Here is a 17442-nt window from a genome sequence, read left to right on the forward strand (position 1 = left end):
GTTCCGTTTCCGGTTCGGATTTCGTTTCCGGTGGCCGTTGGAGGGCCTTTGCCTTTCGACTGCCTTTCGGCGGTTCCGACTTTATCAGAGTTTCTGAGCCGGATTTCCCGGTCCGCCGGTTCACGGTCCGGACGCGCATGGCGTCGCGGGTTCCCCGGCGAGCGGAGCCGTAAACGTACTGGAGCGGAGCGCCCCGACGCAAATCGAGGGCGCCCCGCTCCCGTGCGGAGCCGACGAGGCGTCAGACCTCCACCACGACGGGCAGGATCATCGGCCGACGGCGGTAGGTGTCGGAGACCCACTTGCCGATCGTGCGGCGGATCAGCTGCTGGAGCTGGTGGGGCTCGACCACGCCGTCCTGCGCCGACCGGTTCAGGGCCTCCTCGATCTTCGGGAGGACCTCGTCGAAGCGCCCGTCCTCGATGCCGGATCCGCGCGCCTGGACGTGCGGGCCGCCGACGATCTTCCCGGTCGTGGAGTCGACCACGACGAAGACCGAGACGATGCCCTCCTCGCCCAGGATGCGGCGGTCCTTGAGGTGCACCTCGGTGACGTCGCCGACGGACAGGCCGTCCACGTACACGTATCCGGCCTGGACCTTGCCGGTGATCCTGGCCCGGCCGTCGACGAGGTCGACGACGACGCCGTCCTCGGCGATGACGATGCGGTCCTTGGGAACACCGGTGAGGGCTCCCAGCTCGGCGTTCGCACGCAGGTGGCGCCATTCACCGTGGACCGGCATCAGGTTCCTGGGCTTGCAGATGTTGTAGAAGTACAGCAGCTCGCCGGCCGAGGCGTGGCCGGAGACGTGCACCTTGGCGTTGCCCTTGTGGACGACGTTCGCGCCCCAGCGGGTCAGTCCGTTGATGACGCGGTAGACCGCGTTCTCGTTGCCCGGGATGAGCGAGGACGCCAGGATCACCGTGTCGCCCTGGACGATGCGGATCTGGTGGTCCCGGTTGGCCATGCGGGACAGGGCCGCCATCGGCTCGCCCTGGGAACCCGTGCAGACCAGTACGACCTCGTGCTCGGGCAGGTCGTCCAGCGTCTTCACGTCGACGACGAGGCCCGGCGGGACGCGCAGGTAGCCGAGGTCGCGGGCGATGCCCATGTTCCGGACCATCGAGCGGCCGACGAACGCGACCTTCCTGCCGTACTCGTACGCCGCGTCCAGGACCTGCTGGATGCGGTGCACGTGGCTGGCGAAGCTGGCCACGATGATGCGCCGCTGGGCGCCCGCGAAGACCGAGCGCATCACGTTCGAGATGTCGCGCTCGTGGGCGGTGAAACCGGGCACCTCCGCGTTCGTCGAGTCCGACAGCAGGAGGTCGATGCCCTCCTCGCTGAGGCGCGCGAAGGCGTGCAGGTCGGTGAGGCGGCTGTCCAGCGGCAGCTGGTCCATCTTGAAGTCGCCGGTGTGCACGACCAGGCCCGCGGGGGTGCGGATGGCCACGGCCAGGGCGTCCGGGATGGAGTGGTTGACCGCGATGAACTCGCAGTCGAAGGATCCCAGCTGCTCCCGGTCGCCTTCCGCGACCTCCAGGGTGTACGGCCGGATGCGGTGCTCCTGCAGCTTCGCCTCGATCAGGGCGAGGGTCAGCTTGGAGCCGATCAGCGGGATGTCCGGCTTCAGTCGCAGCAGGTACGGGACGCCGCCGATGTGGTCCTCGTGACCGTGCGTGAGGACGATGGCCTCGATGTCGTCGAGACGGTCCTGCAGTGTGGTGAAGTCCGGCAGGATGAGGTCGACGCCGGGCTGCTCCTCCTCGGGGAAGAGGACGCCGCAGTCGACGATCAGCAGACGGCCGTCGTACTCGAAGACCGTCATGTTCCGGCCGATCTCGCCGAGACCGCCGAGAGGCGTGACGCGCAGACCGCCCGCGGGGAGCCGAGGGGGAGCGCCGAGTTCGGGGTGCGGATGGCTCAAAAGTCTCTCCTCACCACACGCGCCACGTGCCGCTGAGACACGTGGCGCGTGTGACTTCGTAGGGATAGGGGCTGTTCAGTTGTGAAGTCGTGTGCCGGCCGTCGTCACAGCGTGACGCCGCCCGCCGCGAGGTCGGCCTGGAGCTGCGCGGTCTGCCCGGGGGACAGTTCCACGAGGGGCAGGCGCAGCGGCCCGGCGGGCAGGCCCTGCAGGGCGAGCGCGGCCTTCGTGGTGATCACGCCCTGGGTGCGGAACATGCCGGTGTAGACGGGCAGCAGCTGCTGGTGGACCTCGGTGGCCTTCTGGACGTCGCCGTTGAGGTGGGCCTCCAGGAGGGCGCGCAGCTCGGGGGTGACGACGTGGCCGACGACGGAGACGAACCCGACGGCGCCGACGGACAGCAGCGGCAGGTTGAGCATGTCGTCACCGGAGTACCAGGCGAGGCCGGAGCGGGCGATGGCCCAGCTGGCCCGGCCGAGGTCGCCCTTGGCGTCCTTGTTGGCGACGATCCTCGGGTGCTCCGCGAGGCGGACGATCGTCTCCGTGTCGATGGGGACGCCGCTGCGGCCGGGGATGTCGTAGAGCATCACGGGGAGCTCCGTGGCGTCCGCGATGGCCGTGAAGTGACGGTACAGACCCTCTTGCGGGGGCTTGTTGTAGTACGGCGTGACAGCGAGCAGGCCGTGCGCGCCGGCGCGCTCTGCGGCGCGGGCCAGCTCCAGGGTGTGCCGGGTGTCGTTGGTGCCGATGCCTGCGACGACGTGGGCCCGGTCGCCCACCGCCTCCAGGACCGCCCGTACGAGCTGGTCTTTCTCCGCGTCGCTGGTGGTCGGGGACTCGCCGGTGGTGCCGTTGACGACCAGGCCGTCGTTGCCTGCGTCCACCAGATGGGCGGCGAGCCGCTGTGCGCCGTCGAGGTCGAGTGCGCCGTCCGCCGTGAACGGCGTGACCATAGCGGTGAGGACCCGTCCGAAGGGGGTCTGCGGAGTGGAGATCGGAGCCATGGGTAACACGCTACTCGCTGCTCAGCGTGCGGGGTCCCCTCGGGGACGTGCGGAAGGGGAGCCCGGCACTGCCTGCTCGGGGGTTCAAGCAGTGCCGGGTCCGTATTGATCAGGCTAGATGAACTTCTCAGAGCGTCGCAATACGGACACTTCGGACGGCTGATCCGTACATCTGTACCGGATCGGTCACGACGGCCCTACGGCGCGACGCGGCCGTTCTGGTTGAACGCCGCATGGGTGAGCGGCATGAGCTCCGCCCACTGCGCCTCCATCCTCTCGCCGACCATCTCGATCTCCCGCTGCGGGAAGGACGGCACCTTGGCCAGCTCGTGCTGGGTGCGCAGGCCGAGGAAGTGCATCAGCGAGCGGGCGTTGCAGGTGGCGTACATGGAGGAGTACAGGCCGACGGGGAGGACGGAGCGGGCGACCTCGCGGGCGACGCCGGCGGCGAGCATCTCCTGGTAGGCCTCGTACGCCTGGACGTACGACTGCTCCATCGCGCGGGAGGTCAGCTCGTACTGCTCCTGCGAGCCCTCGACGAAGACGTACTTGCCGGGGCGGCCCTCCTGGACCAGCTTGCGCGAGGTGTCCGGGACGTAGAAGACAGGCTGCAGCTCGCGGTAGCGGCCCGACTCCTCGTTGTACGACCAGCCCGCGCGGTGCCTCATGAACTCGCGGAACACGAAGATCGGGGCGCTGATGAAGAACGTCATCGAGGTGTGCTCGAACGGGCTGCCGTGCCGGTCCCGCATCAGGAAGTTGATCAGGCCCTTCGAGCGCTCCGGGTCCTTCTTCAGTTCGTCGAGCGACTGCTCGCCCGCGGTGGAGACCCTGGCGGCCCACAGCACGTCGGTGTCGGAGGCGCTGTGCTTGACCAGCTCGACGGTCACATCGCTGCGGAAGCCGGGCTTCACGTCCTGCGCCTCTCCGGTCTTGCCTGTGGGGGTGATGTCGGTCACCGACGGGTCCTTCCTGTCACACGTCGCTCGGGCCGCGCCCACTCTACGGGCAGGCTCCGGCATCGGACTTCCGGCACCTTGGGCACCAAATGACGCGTTCGTGCGTCTGTACGGGTGAGCCCCCGTACCGGCAGCCGCTCCTCGAAGGAGGTCCGCCCTCATGTCCCGCCCCGAGGCCGTCCCGTTCGCGTTCACCGCGGAGACCGACCGCTTCCGCAGCAACGTCACCCCTCCGCCGCGCCCGCGTCCGACGCTGTCGCAGATAGCGGGTCGTACATTGATCGGGCTGACTGTGGTGGCGGGCCTGGTGGGGTCGCTGCTGTTCGGGATGCCGGCGTTGCAGTCCGGTCCCGCGGCCGGGTCCCCGCAGCAGTCCGAGGCCGCCGACGGCCGCTGACGCGTGCGGACCCCTGCTGTGGCCGGTCGCGGAAGGGCTGGGTAGCCTCACCGGGCACAGCCCGAACGAGCGTGCGTAAGAGTGAAGGATCAGTCGTGCCCCTGCCTTTCCTGACGGCCGACCGTGCTCCTGGAGCCGACGGCGACGACTTGGCCCTGCCGTTCGACGACCACGACCAGTGGCGCCGCCCCTACCGCCCCGGCCCGTGGCGGGTCGCCGCGGCCGCCGTGGCGCTGCTCGTCACCGCCTTCATGCTGCTGGCCACCCTGGTCGTCGCCCTCGCCGGGGACCCGGCGGCCGCGGGCACGTGCGCCGGGGCCGCGGCCGCGGTGCTGCTGGTCGCGCTGCGGCTGCTGCGGGTCGGCACCTGGGTGAGCCGGCACGGGGTGCGGCGCGTGCGGTTCCTCCGTACGGTCACCGTGCCGTGGTCGCGGGTGGCCTCCATGCGGACGGTGCAGCAGCCGGTGCGCTGGATGGGGCTGCCCCGCACGGTGCAGGGGCAGGCCCTCGTGCTGGTGCGGCACGGCGGTACCGGCGAGCCGATGACACTGCTCACCGACCACAACGCGGACTTCCTGGCCCGGGTGGAGGCCTTCGACCGGGCCGCGGACACCGTGGAGGCGTGGAACGCCGAGTACGGGTCGCCCACGGGCCCCGCCGCCGCGGTGCCGGCGGGCCGTTCCCACGTGCGCGTCTGACCGCCCACCCGACCGGTCGGACCCGAGCCCGTACGGCTCAGGCCGTACGGGCTCGGGTCCCGCGGTCGCCCTGACGGCCCTGGCCTTCGGGGGCCGCCTACCCCGCTCCCGGCTTCCGGCCCGGGACGGGAGCGGGGAGGATCAGCCGCCGCACGGCCGGGCCGCGGCCCACGCGGGGGGCGCCCGCAGGGCCCCCCGTGGTCAGTGCCGCGCGGACGTGCGCAGGGCGATGGCCCGCTGCATCGCCTTGCGGGCACGCGGGGTGTCGCGGGCGTCACGGTAGGCGACCGCGAGGCGGAACCAGCAGCGCCAGTCGTCCGGTGAGTCCTCCGTCTCGGCGCGCCGCCGCGCGAACACCTCGTCGGCCGAGTCCCGGTCGATGTGGCCGCCCGGGAGGCGGCGCAGCTCGTCGACGGGCAGCCCGCCCTCCGCCTCCAGCTCCGCCGCGAGACGGTTGGCCCGGGTGACGAAGCGGGTGTTCACCCACAGGAACCAGACGCCGATGGCGGGCAGGACGAGCGCCGAGACGCCCAGGACCACGGTGAGGGCCGTGCCCTGCTGGATGAGGGCCACGCCACGGCCGCCGACCAGGACGAAGTACACGACCAGGAAGGCGGCCATGACGAAGTAGGAGATCTTCGCAGCCATACCGGTCACCCGAGGTCGAGGAAGTGCTCCAGGCCGAAGGTGAGGCCCGGGGCGGTGACGACGCGGCGGCAGCCCAGCAGGATGCCCGGCATGAAGCTGCTGTGGTGCAGCGAGTCGTGGCGGATGGTGAGCGTCTCCCCCTCGGCGCCGAGCAGCACCTCCTGGTGGGCCAGCAGGCCCCGGAGCCGTACGGCGTGCACGGGGACCCCGTCGATGTCGGCGCCCCGCGCCCCGTCGAGGGCGGTCGTGGTGGCGTCGGGCTGGGGGGCGCAGCCGGCTTCCGCCCGGGCGGCGGCGATGAGCTGGGCGGTGCGGGTGGCGGTGCCGGAGGGCGCGTCGACCTTCCTGGGGTGGTGCAGCTCGACGACCTCGGCGGACTCGAAGTACGGGGCGGCGATCTGCGCGAACCTCATGGTCAGGACCGCGCCGATGGAGAAGTTCGGTGCGATGAGGACGCCTGTGCCCGGCGAGGCGTCCAGCCACGAGGTGAGCTGAGCGAGGCGTTCGTCGGTCCAGCCGGTGGTGCCGACGACGGCGTGGATGCCGTGGCGTACGCAGAAGTCCAGGTTGCCCATCACCGCATCGGGGGTGGTCAGCTCGACGGCGACCTGGGCGCCGGTGTCGGTGAGGACGTCCAGGTCGTCGCCCCGGCCGAGGGCCGCGACGAGTTCCATGTCGTCGGCGGCCTCCACGGCCCGGACGGCCTCGGAGCCGATCCGGCCCTTGGCGCCGAGGACGGCCACGCGCAGCTTGCTCATGCTTGCTTCCTTACGGGGTGCGGATGTGCGGCTGGTCAGGAGACGGCTGCTTCGAGGCGGTCCGCCTGTTTGTCCCTGAGCGGGCCGATCACGGCGAGGGAGGGGCGCCGGCTGAGCAGCTCGCCGGCGACGTCCCGTACGTCGTCGGGGGTGACGGCGGCGATGCGGGCGAGCATGTCGTCGACGGACATCTGGTCGCCCCAGCACAGCTCGCTCTTGCCGATGCGGTTCATCAGCGCGCCGGTGTCCTCCAGGCCGAGGACGGTGGAGCCCTTGAGCTGGCCGATGGCCCGCTGGACCTCGTCGTCGGTGAGGCCCTCGCGGGCGACCCGGTCGAGTTCGTCGCGGCAGATGCGCAGCACGTCGTGGACCTGGTTGGGTCGGCAGCCCGCGTACACGCCGAACAGGCCGCAGTCGGCGAAGCCCGAGGTGTACGAGTACACGCTGTACGCCAGGCCGCGCTTCTCGCGGACCTCCTGGAAGAGGCGGGAGGACATGCCGCCGCCGAGGGCGGTGTTCAGCACGCCGAGCGTCCAGCGGCGGTCGTCGGTGCGGGCGTAGCCGGGCATGCCGAGGACCACGTGGGCCTGCTCCGTCCTGCGGTTCAGCAGCTCGACGCGGCCGGCGGTGCGGATGGCCCGCCGGCCGTCGCGCGGGGCGACGGGGACGGCGTCGGTGCGGGAGAGGGCGCCGGCCTGCTCGAAGGCGCGGCGGACCTGCCGCACGACGGTGGCGTGGTCGATGTTGCCGGCGGCGGCGACCACCAGGTGCGTGGGGTCGTAGTGCTTCCGGTAGAAGCGGGCGATCTGGTCGCGCGTCAGCCCGTTGACGGTGTCGACGGTGCCGAGGACCGGGCGGCCCAGCGGGGTGTCGCCGAACATGGTGGCGGCGAAGAGGTCGTGGACGACGTCGCCGGGGTCGTCCTCGGTCATCGCGATCTCTTCGAGGATCACTCCGCGCTCGGCGTCGACGTCCTCCTCGCGGACGAGGGAGCCCGTGAGCATGTCGCAGACGACGTCGATGGCGAGCGGCAGGTCGGTGTCCAGCACGCGCGCGTAGTAGCAGGTGTACTCCTTCGCCGTGAAGGCGTTCATCTCGCCGCCCACCGCGTCGACGGCGGCGGAGATGTCGAGGGCGGACCGCCTGCGGGTGCCCTTGAAGAGGAGGTGCTCCAGGTAGTGCGTGGCGCCGTTGAGGGCGGGCGTCTCGTCGCGGGAGCCGACGTGCGCCCAGATGCCGAAGGTGGCGGAGCGCACCGACGGCAGCGTCTCGGTGACGACGCGCAGGCCGCCGGGGAGGGTGGTGCGGCGGACGGTGCCGATGCCGTCCTTGCCGGGGAGAAGCGTTTGGGTACGGGCGACGGCCCGCGCCTCCGAGGAGGTGCGGGCCGTCGGCCGGAGACTGCGGGACGTCACTTGTCGGCGTCGGCCTTCGTGTCGGAGTCGGAACCCTCGGCGGCCTCGTCGTCGGCGAGGACCGGGATGAGGGAGAGCTTGCCGCGCTGGTCGATCTCGGCGATCTCCACCTGGACCTTGGAGCCGACCGCGAGCACGTCCTCGACGTTCTCCACGCGCTTGCCACCGGCGAGCTTGCGGATCTGCGAGATGTGCAGCAGGCCGTCCTTGCCCGGGAGGAGCGAGACGAACGCACCGAACGTGGTGGTCTTGACGACCGTGCCCAGGTAGCGCTCGCCGACCTCCGGCATCGTCGGGTTGGCGATGCCGTTGATCGTGGCGCGGGCGGCCTCGGCGGCCGGGCCGTCGGCGGCACCGATGTAGATCGTGCCGTCGTCCTCGATGGTGATCTCGGCGCCGGTGTCCTCCTGGATCTGGTTGATCATCTTGCCCTTGGGGCCGATGACCTCACCGATCTTGTCCACCGGGATCTTGACGGTGATGATCCGCGGGGCGTTCGGGGACATCTCGTCCGGGCGGTCGATCGCTTCCATCATCACGTCGAGGATGTGGAGGCGGGCGTCGCGGGCCTGCTTGAGGGCCGCGGCCAGGACGGAGGCCGGGATGCCGTCCAGCTTGGTGTCAAGCTGGAGGGCGGTGACGAAGTCCTTCGTGCCGGCGACCTTGAAGTCCATGTCGCCGAAGGCGTCCTCCGCACCGAGGATGTCGGTGAGGGTGACGTAGTGCGTCTGGCCGTCGATCTCCTGGGAGATCAGGCCCATAGCGATGCCGGCGACCGGGGCCTTGAGCGGCACACCGGCGTTCAGCAGCGACATGGTGGAGGCGCAGACCGAACCCATGGACGTCGAGCCGTTGGAGCCGAGGGCCTCGGACACCTGGCGGATCGCGTACGGGAACTCCTCGCGCGTCGGCAGCACCGGCACGATGGCGCGCTCGGCGAGCGCGCCGTGGCCGATCTCGCGGCGCTTCGGCGAGCCGACACGGCCGGTCTCACCGACGGAGTACGGCGGGAAGTTGTAGTTGTGCATGTAGCGCTTGCGGGTCACCGGGGAGAGGGTGTCCAGCATCTGCTCCATGCGCAGCATGTTCAGCGTGGTGACGCCCAGGATCTGGGTCTCGCCGCGCTCGAACAGGGCGGAGCCGTGCACCCGCGGGATGGCCTCGACCTCGGCGGCCAGGGTGCGGATGTCGGTGAGGCCGCGGCCGTCGATGCGGACCTTGTCCTTGATGACGCGCTCGCGGACCAGGCTCTTGGTCAGGGAGCGGTACGCCGCGGAGATCTCCTTCTCGCGGCCCTCGAACTGCGGGAGCAGCTTCTCGGCGGCGACCGCCTTGACGCGGTCCAGCTCGGCCTCGCGCTCCTGCTTGCCCGCGATGGTGAGGGCCTGGGCGAGCTCGGTCCTGACGGCGGCGGTGAGCGCCTCCAGGACGTCGTCCTGGTAGTCCAGGAAGACCGGGAACTCGGCGACCGGCTTGGCGGCCTTCGCGGCGAGGTCGGACTGCGCCTTGCACAGGACCTTGATGAACGGCTTCGCGGCGTCCAGACCGGCGGCGACGACCTCCTCGGTCGGCGCCTCGGCGCCACCCTCGACGAGGGTGATGGTCTTCTCGGTGGCCTCGGCCTCGACCATCATGATCGCGACGTCGCCGTCCTCCAGCACCCGGCCGGCGACGACCATGTCGAAGACGGCGTCCTCCAGCTCGCTGTGCGTGGGGAAGGCCACCCACTGGCCGCGGATCAGGGCGACGCGGACGCCGCCGATCGGGCCCGAGAAGGGCAGGCCGGCGAGCTGGGTCGACGCGGAGGCGGCGTTGATGGCGACCACGTCGTACAGGTGGTCGGGGTTGAGCGCCATGATCGTCGCGACGACCTGGATCTCGTTGCGCAGGCCCTTCTTGAAGGACGGGCGCAGCGGGCGGTCGATGAGGCGGCAGGTGAGGATGGCGTCCTCGGAGGGCCGGCCCTCGCGGCGGAAGAAGGAGCCGGGGATCTTGCCGGCCGCGTACATCCGCTCCTCGACGTCCACCGTGAGGGGGAAGAAGTCGAGCTGGTCCTTGGGCTGCTTCGACGCGGTGGTGGCCGACAGCACCATGGTGTCGTCGTCCAGGTAGGCCACGGCGGAGCCGGCGGCCTGACGGGCCAGGCGGCCCGTCTCGAAGCGGATGGTGCGGGTGCCGAAGGAACCGTTGTCGATGACGGCCTCGGCGTAGTGGGTCTCGTTCTCCACCAGTGTCTTCTCCGTTTGTGTGTCGTCTTTGCGTCCCGGCGCCCGTGTGGCGCGGGGACGGGGGTGGAGGGATCGCGCCTTGTGTGCGGGCCGGTCTTCGATCGAAGCACCCGGGTGCACCCGTGCGGGGTGGTGCCCGGGGGCCACTACCGAGGACCGGCGGCGGCGAGGCGGCCTCTCCGGTGCCCTCAGCGTCGGTCGTACCCGCGCTGACGGCGTTCATGGTGTTGTCGTTATGGCGTTGTGCGACCAGATTACTGAGCCTGGGCCCAGGATCGCATGTGCACGTCCGTCGAGTGCGCCCGCGCACGCCCCTTCGGGGGTGTCCGCGTCCGCGCGCCCGCGCCGGTCCGTCCGTGCCTCGGTGCTTCGCGTCCGGGGTGCCGTACGCCGTGGCGGCCCGCACCTCCGGTGCCGTACGGCCGGGTGTCGTACGCCTTCGTGCGTACGGTCCCCCCGCATACGGCGAAGGGAGCGGCTCCCGGTCGGTCGGGAACCGCTCCCTTCACGGCGTCTTACTTGGCGCCGCCGGCCGCACCGCGGCGGATGCCGAGGCGCTCGACCAGCGCACGGAAGCGCTGGATGTCCTTCTTGGCCAGGTACTGCAGCAGGCGGCGGCGCTGACCGACCAGGATCAGCAGACCACGACGGGAGTGGTGGTCGTGCTTGTGGGCCTTCAGGTGCTCGGTCAGGTCCGAGATGCGGCGGGACAGCAGCGCGACCTGGACCTCGGGGGAGCCGGTGTCGCCCTCCTTGGTGCCGAACTCGGCGATGATCTGCTTCTTCGTAGCGGCGTCGAGAGACACGCGTACTCCTCAGTGATGTGTTCGAAGCGCCCGCGAGTGCCCCTGGTCTGCGTCTCAGGGGGACTTCCGTGACTCGGCGGGCGGAGGCGCGATGGGCGCTGCTCCCAGAGGATCCGGGGGCGCGTACACAAACGGCCGTCACACAGCGTACCAGCCTGTGGAGCGGCCCCTTCCCCGGGGCCGTCAGCTGGTGAGGGAGCGGGCCGCGGAGTACACGTCGAGCACCGCCAGGCACAGCGGCACCAGGGAGAGCAGCACGGCGCCCTCGACGAGGTCGAGGAGGCGGCCCCAGAAGGGGGACAGTCCCTTCCTGGGGATGACCAGGCCGATCGCGGTGGCCAGCGCGGCACCGGCGGCCAGGGCTGCGGCCAGCCACACCGTGCGGATGTCGAGGCCGCCCCGGTCACCGTACTGGAGGAACTCCCGCACCAGGTCCGCGGGCGGGTTGAGGGCCAGGCCGAGGACCAGCAGCCCGATCGCGGCGAGGCCCGCCACGAGGGCGCAGGCCACCTGCGAGGTGTAGCGGAAGAGCCGGGCCCGCAGCAGCATCGCGAGCCCCGCCGCGAGGGCGAGCAGCTGCCCCCACGTGTTGCCGGCGAAGCCGAGGACGGCGGCCGCGCCGACGACGAGGGCCGCGCAGCCGCCCACGAGCCCCAGCAGCAGCTCGTGGCCGCGGCGCGCCTGGACGGCGACGCGGTCGGCTTCGACCGGCTGGGCCCCGGGCCGGGCGTCCGCGTCGCCGTCGGGGTCGGCGTCGAAGTCGGCGGACGGGCCGCGGGGCGCCGCGTAGCCGATGGGCAGCCGGGCGAAGCGGGCCGACAGGCCCGGCAGGAACGCCACGAGACCGACCGCGACGGGCGCGCAGACCGCCGCGGTGGCGGTGGCCGACGCCTCGGTGAGGATCGCGGCGAAGGTGGCGAGGGTGCCGGCGACGGCGACGAAGGTGGCCCCGACGAAGGGCGCGTCACCGCCGGGGGCGAGGGCGACGAGGGTGACGGCGGCGACGAGGACGGTCACGCAGCCCAGCAGGAACTGCAGGCGGCCGGGTCCCTGCCCGGCGTCCGGGCCGATGATGCCGGAGCCGGCGACGAGCAGCAGCGGCAGGGCGCCCAGACCGAAGGCGACCGCTGCGGGCCGGTCCCCGTACACCCGGGCCCTCACCCCCGCGAAGGCGGTCAGCAGCAGTCCGGCGGCGCCCGCGACGATACCGGGCAGTCCGTGCATGTCGTGGCGGACCGGGTCCGCGTACCAGAGGACGAAGCCCGTCAGGAGCAGCAGCAGGACCGCGCCGACGAGGCCGGCGCCGCGCAGCATGTCGTCGCGCCACAGGTGGCGGTCGCGGGTGACGGCCGAGGCGACCGCGTCGGCGACATCGTCGAAGACGGCCGGGGGCAGCGACTGCGCGAACGGCCGCAGCAGCAGCACCTCGCCGTCGAGGACCTGCTGGGCGACCAGCGTCCGCGCCCCGTCGAGCACCGTCCCGTCACGGCGCACCAGGTGGTAGCCGGTCGGGGTCGCGACGGCCTGGGACTGGCCGGTGAGGCGCAGGATGACGGGGTGGATGTCGGCGACCGCGATGTCCTCGGGGAGCGCCACGTCGATGCGGCTGTCGGGCGCGACGACGGTGACGCGGCAGAAGCCGGTCGCTGCGCTCGTACTCACGTGTCTGGACCCCCTGTTATCCCGGATTCGCGGTTGCGCACGGTGCGCGCGTCACCCTACCGGGGCGCGGTACGAGGACCTGCAAGTAGGATCACCGTCGCGCGGGCGGCGTCCGCGGTGCCGGCCGGGCGGCCGGGGCCGAGGGGGGCGTCCGCGATCGCGGTGGACGTCCGTCGTACGCGGGCGGGCTCCGCGGCGCGGGGGAATCCGCGGACTTCGTAAGGACGATGCTTCGCCGGACGCCTCGCCGGTGCCTCACGGGGGCGCCTCGCCGGTGCCTCATGCGCGGCTTCCCGGGCGGGCCTTCGGCGGCACGCACGGGTGGCTGCTCCTCGGACGGGCCTTCGTCGGGAGGACCGCCGTCAGGTGGACCACCGGGCGGCGGCCCTGCCCGGCGCAGTGCGGGGCGCACCCGGCCGGTGCGCGGACCGTGGCCGAGGCGGCGGGCGCCTGGTGCGCGTCCGCCGGTCGGCCCGCTGCCGGGCGGCTCCGTCGAGGGGCCGCCGCAGCGCGGTCGACCGGGCAGCCGGCGAGCGGGCGTCCGACAGCCGGGCGGCCGTCGGACGGCCCGGCCGGGGGCCGCCGGCGCGTGGCGTTCCGGTTGCCGACCGGCCGCCGAGGCGGGCAACCGCCCCGGCGGTGGCCGCCGGGCGGGGCCGTCGGCAGGGGCGTCTTCCGGACGGGCTCCGACGGAGGGCGCGGCGAACCGGCTCGGCGCCGGTATGGTGCCGGGCCGGCTTCCGGAGGCCGGCCCGTACGGGGTCCGGCCCACGGGGAACCCGCGGCGCGACCGGGCCAGTTCACGGCCGCGACCCGTCAGGCACCCCTGCGGGTCGGCGTCGTGAGCGAAACCGCGGGCCGAACCTGTCGCGGGGGCGCCGGTGCGGGACTGCCGTCCGTCTTCGTCCGTATCGAGGGATTGATGCTCGGGTGAGCCAGATCGTCGTCAAACGCCCGCCGAGGTCGCTTCCGCCGGAAGTCCCCACGGAGGACCTGAAACTGGAGTCGCCTCCCGAACTGCCGCGCGGGCAGCAGGAGGGCATGCTCATGCAGCTCCTGCCCATGCTGGGCATGGGGTCGTCCGTCGTCTTCTTCTTCATGCCGAACATGCCGCCCTTCATGCGGATCATGGGCATGCTGATGCTGGTGTCGACCGTCGCCATGGTCATCGCGCAACTCGTCCGCTACCGCCGCGGCACGCAGGGCGAGATAGCCGATGTGCGGCGCGACTACCTCAAGTACCTCGCCCAGACGCGGCGTGCCGTCCGCAAGACCGCGCGGGCCCAGCGGGACGCGCAGTTCTACCTGCACCCCTCCCCCGAGCAGCTCTGGTCCGTCGTGGCGGAGGGCTCACGGCTGTGGGAGCGGCGCATCGGCGACGGCGACTTCGCTCAGGTCCGGATCGGGCTCGGCGCCCAGCAGCTGGCGACGCCCCTGGTGGCGCCCGACACGGCACCCGTCGACGAGCTGGAACCGCTGTGCGCCGGCGCGATGCAGCGCTTCCTGGCGGTGCACGGCTCGCTGGACGGGTTGCCGATGGCCGTGTCGATGCGGGCCTTCTACCACGTGACGGTGTCCGGTGAACCCGCGTCGGCGCAGGCCGCGGCCAGGGCGATGGTGGCGCAGCTCGTGACGCTGCAGTCCCCGGAGGACCTCGTCGTCGCCGTGGTGGCGGCTCCGGCCGCGGCGGACCGCTGGGACTGGACGAAGTGGCTGCCGCACACCCAAGCGCCCGGTCACGTGGACGGGGCGGGCACGCGGCGGCTGTTCGGCGACGACCTCGGGGAGCTGGAGGAGCTGCTGCGGGACCGGCTCGACGGCCGGCCGCGGTTCAGCCGGGACGGCGCCCCCCTGCTGGACCAGCCGCACATCGTGGTGGTGCTGGACGGCGGGATCGTGCCGCCGGAGTCGCTCTTCGCGGCGCCGGAGGGGCTCCAGGGCGTCACCGTCATCGAGGTGATCGGCGGCGAACTGGACGAGCCGCGCGGCGGCCTGTCCGTCGTGGTGCGGCCCGGGCGGCTGCGGCTGGAGTCGGGTGCCGGCTACGCCTACCTGGGCGTGCCGGACACGCTGGCGCCTGAAGCCGCCGAGGCGCTGGCGCGCCAGCTGGCGCCGCTGCGGATGGGCGGGGGCGACGACGACGAGCCGCTGCTGGCGAACCTGGACTTCACGGATCTGCTGAACCTCGGTGACGCGTCGTCCGTGGACGTGGCACGCACCTGGCGGCCGCGGTCGACGGCGGAGCGGCTGCGGGTGCCGATCGGTGTCGGTGAGGACGGCGCCCCGGTCATGCTGGACCTGAAGGAGGCGGCGCAGGAGGGCATGGGCCCGCACGGGCTGTGCGTCGGCGCGACGGGCTCGGGCAAGTCGGAGCTGCTGCGCACGCTGGTGCTGGGCCTGGCGGTGACGCACTCGTCCGAGACGCTGAACTTCGTCCTCGCCGACTTCAAGGGCGGTGCCACCTTCGCGGGCATGTCGCAGATGCCGCACGTGGCCGCGGTCATCACCAACCTGGCGGACGACCTGACCCTGGTGGACCGCATGGGCGACGCGATCCGCGGGGAGCTGCAGCGGCGGCAGGAGCTGCTGCGCGCGGCGGGCAACTTCGCGAACATCCACGACTACGAGAAGGCGCGCGCGGCGGGTGCGGCGCTGGAGCCGCTGGCCTCACTGGTCCTGGTCATCGACGAGTTCTCGGAACTCCTCACGGCGAAACCGGACTTCATCGACATGTTCATCCAGATCGGCCGCATCGGCCGGTCGCTGGGTGTGCACCTGCTGCTCGCCTCGCAGCGCCTGGAGGAGGGCCGGCTGCGCGGCCTCGACACGTACCTGTCGTACCGGATCGGTCTGCGGACGTTCTCCGCGGCGGAGTCCCGCACGGCGCTGGGCGTGCCCGACGCGTACCACCTGCCGTCGGTGCCCGGTTCGGGGTACCTGAAGTTCGGCACGGATGAGATGGTCCGCTTCAAGGCGGCGTACGTGTCGGGGGCGTACCGCTCCGGCGGGCCGCGGGTGACGGGCGGCCAACCGGCCGTGGAGCGGCGGCCCGTGCTGTTCACGGCCGCGCCGGTGCCCGTGGTGTACGCCGCGCCTGACCCGGCGGCCGTCGCGGCCGCGGCCGTGCCGGAGGACGACGAGGCGCTGGCCGACACGGTGCTGGACGTGATCGTGCGCCGGCTGGAGGGGCAGGGCGTGCCGGCCCACCAGGTGTGGCTGCCGCCGCTCGACCAGGCGCCGCCGCTTGACCAGCTGCTGCCGGGGCTCGCCCCCACGGCGGACCGGGGCCTCACCGCGACGGAGTACCACCGTCCGGGCGGCCTGGTGGTGCCGCTCGGCCTGATCGACAAACCGTTCGAGCAGCGGCGGGAGGTGCTGTACCAGGACTTCTCCGGGGCGGCCGGGCACCTGCTGGTCGTGGGCGGCCCGCAGTCCGGCAAGTCCACGCTGGTCCGCGCGCTGATCGCGTCGTTCGCGCTGACGCACACGCCGAGCGAGGTGCAGTTCTACGGGCTGGACTTCGGCGGCGGCGGCATGTCGTCGCTGGCGGACCTGCCGCACGTGGGCGGGGTGGCGTCCCGGCTCGACCCGGAGCGGGTGCGGCGCACCGTCTCCGAGGTCCTGGGGGTGCTGAACCGGCGGGAGGAGTTCTTCCGCGCGCACAACATCGACTCGATGGCGACCTACCGGCGCAAGCGGGCGGCGGGCGAGCTGCCGGGTGAGGCGTGGGGCGACGTGTTCCTGGTCGTGGACGGCTGGGGCACGTTCCGCAACGACCACGAGGGCCTTGACGAGCGGATCACCGACATCGTGACGCGGGGCCTCGGCTACGGCGTCCACGTCGTGATCACCGCGACCCGGTACATGGAGCTGCGGGCGTCCATCAAGGACCTGGTGCTGGGCCGGCTGGAGCTGCGGCTGGGCGACACGATGGACTCCGAGTTCGACCGGCGGGTCGCCGCGAACGTACCGACCGGGGTGCCGGGCCGCGGCCAGGTGCCGCAGAAGCTGCACTTCATGGGGGCGCTGCCGCGCATCGACGCGTCGAGCAACCCCGGGGACCTGCCGGAGGGGACCGCGGGCTTCGTGCAGGCCGTCCGGTCCGCCTGGTCCGGCCCGGCGGCTCCCGCGGTGCGGCTGCTGCCGCGCTCGGTGCCCGCCGACCGGCTGCCGAACGGCTGGGACACCCCCCAGAAGGGCGTGGCCATCGGCATCGACGAGACGAACCTGGGACCGGTGTTCGTCGACTTCGAGACGGACCCCTTCTTCCTCGTCTTCGGCGAGAGCGAGTCCGGCAAGACGAACCTGCTGCGGCTGCTGGCCAAGCAGATCTCCGAGCGGTACAGCCCGGACGAGGCGAAGCTGGTGGTCGGCGACTACCGGCGGGCGCTGCTCGGCGCGCTGCCGGAGCAGCACCTGCTGGAGTACGCGCCGATGGCGAGCTCCCTGCAGATGCACATGGAGGCACTGGCCGGGGTGTTCCAGCGCCGCCAGCCTCCGACGGACGTCACGCCCCAGCAGCTGCGGGACCGCAGCTGGTGGTCGGGGCCGCAGATCTTCATCATGATCGACGATTTCGACCTGGTGGCGACGAGCTCCGGCAACCCGCTGGGGCCGCTGGAGGAGTACCTGCCGTTCGCCCGGGACACCGGTGTCCGCTTCATCATCGCCCGCTCGACGGCCGGTGCGTCCCGGGCCATGTACGACGCGTTCATGCAGCGCATCAAGGAGCTGGGCGCGCAGGGCGTCGTCATGTCGGGCGACCCCCAGGAGGGCGACCTGCTCGGCATGATCCGCCCCCACCCGATGCCGCCGGGCCGCGGCTACTACGTCTCCCGCAAGGGCGGCACGTCACTGGTCCAGCTGGGGCGGATGCCGGACGCGTAGGGGCGGCGGGGGCCCGCGCCGGAGCCGGGGCGGCGGGGCCGCGGAACGCGCGG

Annotated in this window: 12 protein-coding genes; 3 read left to right on the top strand and 9 right to left on the bottom strand. The window is 72.3% G+C overall.

The window, feature by feature from the left end; translation table 11 throughout:
• Nucleotides 1-241: 241 nt before the first annotated feature.
• The 3 genes from BJP40_RS24205 to thyX all read right to left on the bottom strand — a co-directional run bounded on the left by BJP40_RS24205 (nt 242) and on the right by thyX (nt 3953).
• Nucleotides 242-1927, bottom strand: coding sequence for a ribonuclease J (locus tag BJP40_RS24205; RefSeq protein WP_071268194.1), 1686 nt, complete (start codon nt 1925-1927; stop codon nt 242-244).
• Nucleotides 1928-2031: 104 nt separating this feature from the next.
• Nucleotides 2032-2931 (bottom strand): 4-hydroxy-tetrahydrodipicolinate synthase, encoded by a 900-nt coding sequence (gene dapA / locus BJP40_RS24210; RefSeq protein ID WP_071268192.1) that lies wholly within the window; start codon nt 2929-2931, stop codon nt 2032-2034.
• A gap of 197 nt (nt 2932-3128) precedes the next feature.
• A complete protein-coding gene (gene thyX, locus BJP40_RS24215) occupies nt 3129-3953 on the bottom strand; it encodes an FAD-dependent thymidylate synthase (RefSeq protein WP_079171427.1) in 825 nt (274 codons plus the stop codon).
• A gap of 97 nt (nt 3954-4050) precedes the next feature.
• Between thyX and BJP40_RS24220 the strand changes: the two genes are divergently transcribed.
• Nucleotides 4051-4287: a hypothetical protein gene (locus tag BJP40_RS24220; RefSeq protein WP_071268190.1), complete on the top strand. Its 237-nt coding sequence runs from the start codon at nt 4051-4053 to the stop codon at nt 4285-4287.
• A gap of 95 nt (nt 4288-4382) precedes the next feature.
• Nucleotides 4383-4985 (top strand): hypothetical protein, encoded by a 603-nt coding sequence (locus BJP40_RS24225; RefSeq protein ID WP_071268188.1) that lies wholly within the window; start codon nt 4383-4385, stop codon nt 4983-4985.
• 201 nt (nt 4986-5186) lie between these two features.
• On the opposite strand, the gene BJP40_RS24230 is transcribed toward BJP40_RS24225, so the two are convergent.
• The 6 genes from BJP40_RS24230 to eccD all read right to left on the bottom strand — a co-directional run bounded on the left by BJP40_RS24230 (nt 5187) and on the right by eccD (nt 12502).
• Nucleotides 5187-5633, bottom strand: coding sequence for a tetratricopeptide repeat protein (locus BJP40_RS24230; RefSeq protein WP_071282360.1), 447 nt, complete (start codon nt 5631-5633; stop codon nt 5187-5189).
• A gap of 5 nt (nt 5634-5638) precedes the next feature.
• Nucleotides 5639-6391 carry a 4-hydroxy-tetrahydrodipicolinate reductase gene (dapB, locus tag BJP40_RS24235; protein ID WP_071282362.1) on the bottom strand — a complete coding sequence of 251 codons (753 nt, stop codon included), beginning with the start codon at nt 6389-6391 and terminating at the stop codon, nt 5639-5641.
• Nucleotides 6392-6426: 35 nt separating this feature from the next.
• Entirely contained in the window at nt 6427-7806 is a 1380-nt protein-coding gene (locus BJP40_RS24240; protein WP_071282364.1) for a pitrilysin family protein, read from the bottom strand.
• Nucleotides 7803-10034 carry a polyribonucleotide nucleotidyltransferase gene (locus BJP40_RS24245; protein ID WP_071282365.1) on the bottom strand — a complete coding sequence of 744 codons (2232 nt, stop codon included), beginning with the start codon at nt 10032-10034 and terminating at the stop codon, nt 7803-7805. Before BJP40_RS24245 ends, BJP40_RS24240 begins: the two co-directional genes overlap by 4 nt.
• A gap of 515 nt (nt 10035-10549) precedes the next feature.
• Nucleotides 10550-10840 (bottom strand): 30S ribosomal protein S15, encoded by a 291-nt coding sequence (rpsO, locus tag BJP40_RS24250; RefSeq protein ID WP_071266937.1) that lies wholly within the window; start codon nt 10838-10840, stop codon nt 10550-10552.
• Nucleotides 10841-11023: 183 nt separating this feature from the next.
• Nucleotides 11024-12502, bottom strand: coding sequence for a type VII secretion integral membrane protein EccD (gene eccD / locus BJP40_RS24255; RefSeq protein WP_071282367.1), 1479 nt, complete (start codon nt 12500-12502; stop codon nt 11024-11026).
• Between the two features lie 930 nt (nt 12503-13432).
• Between eccD and eccCa the strand changes: the two genes are divergently transcribed.
• Nucleotides 13433-17389 carry a type VII secretion protein EccCa gene (eccCa, locus tag BJP40_RS24260; RefSeq protein WP_071282368.1) on the top strand — a complete coding sequence of 1319 codons (3957 nt, stop codon included), beginning with the start codon at nt 13433-13435 and terminating at the stop codon, nt 17387-17389.
• Nucleotides 17390-17442: the final 53 nt, after the last annotated feature.

The sequence above is a fragment of the Streptomyces sp. CC53 genome (assembly GCF_001865245.1).
Lineage (GTDB): Bacteria > Actinomycetota > Actinomycetes > Streptomycetales > Streptomycetaceae > Streptomyces.

Bases quoted from the DNA above. Each gene is read 5' to 3' on its own strand.
- BJP40_RS24220 (WP_071268190.1), top strand. From the start codon at position 4,051: ATGTCCCGCCCCGAGGCCGTCCCGTTCGCGTTCACCGCGGAGACCGAC.
- BJP40_RS24230 (WP_071282360.1), bottom strand. From the start codon at position 5,633: ATGGCTGCGAAGATCTCCTACTTCGTCATGGCCGCCTTCCTGGTCGTG.
- dapB (WP_071282362.1), bottom strand. From the start codon at position 6,391: ATGAGCAAGCTGCGCGTGGCCGTCCTCGGCGCCAAGGGCCGGATCGGC.
- thyX (WP_079171427.1), bottom strand. From the start codon at position 3,953: ATGCCGGAGCCTGCCCGTAGAGTGGGCGCGGCCCGAGCGACGTGTGAC.
- dapA (WP_071268192.1), bottom strand. From the start codon at position 2,931: ATGGCTCCGATCTCCACTCCGCAGACCCCCTTCGGACGGGTCCTCACC.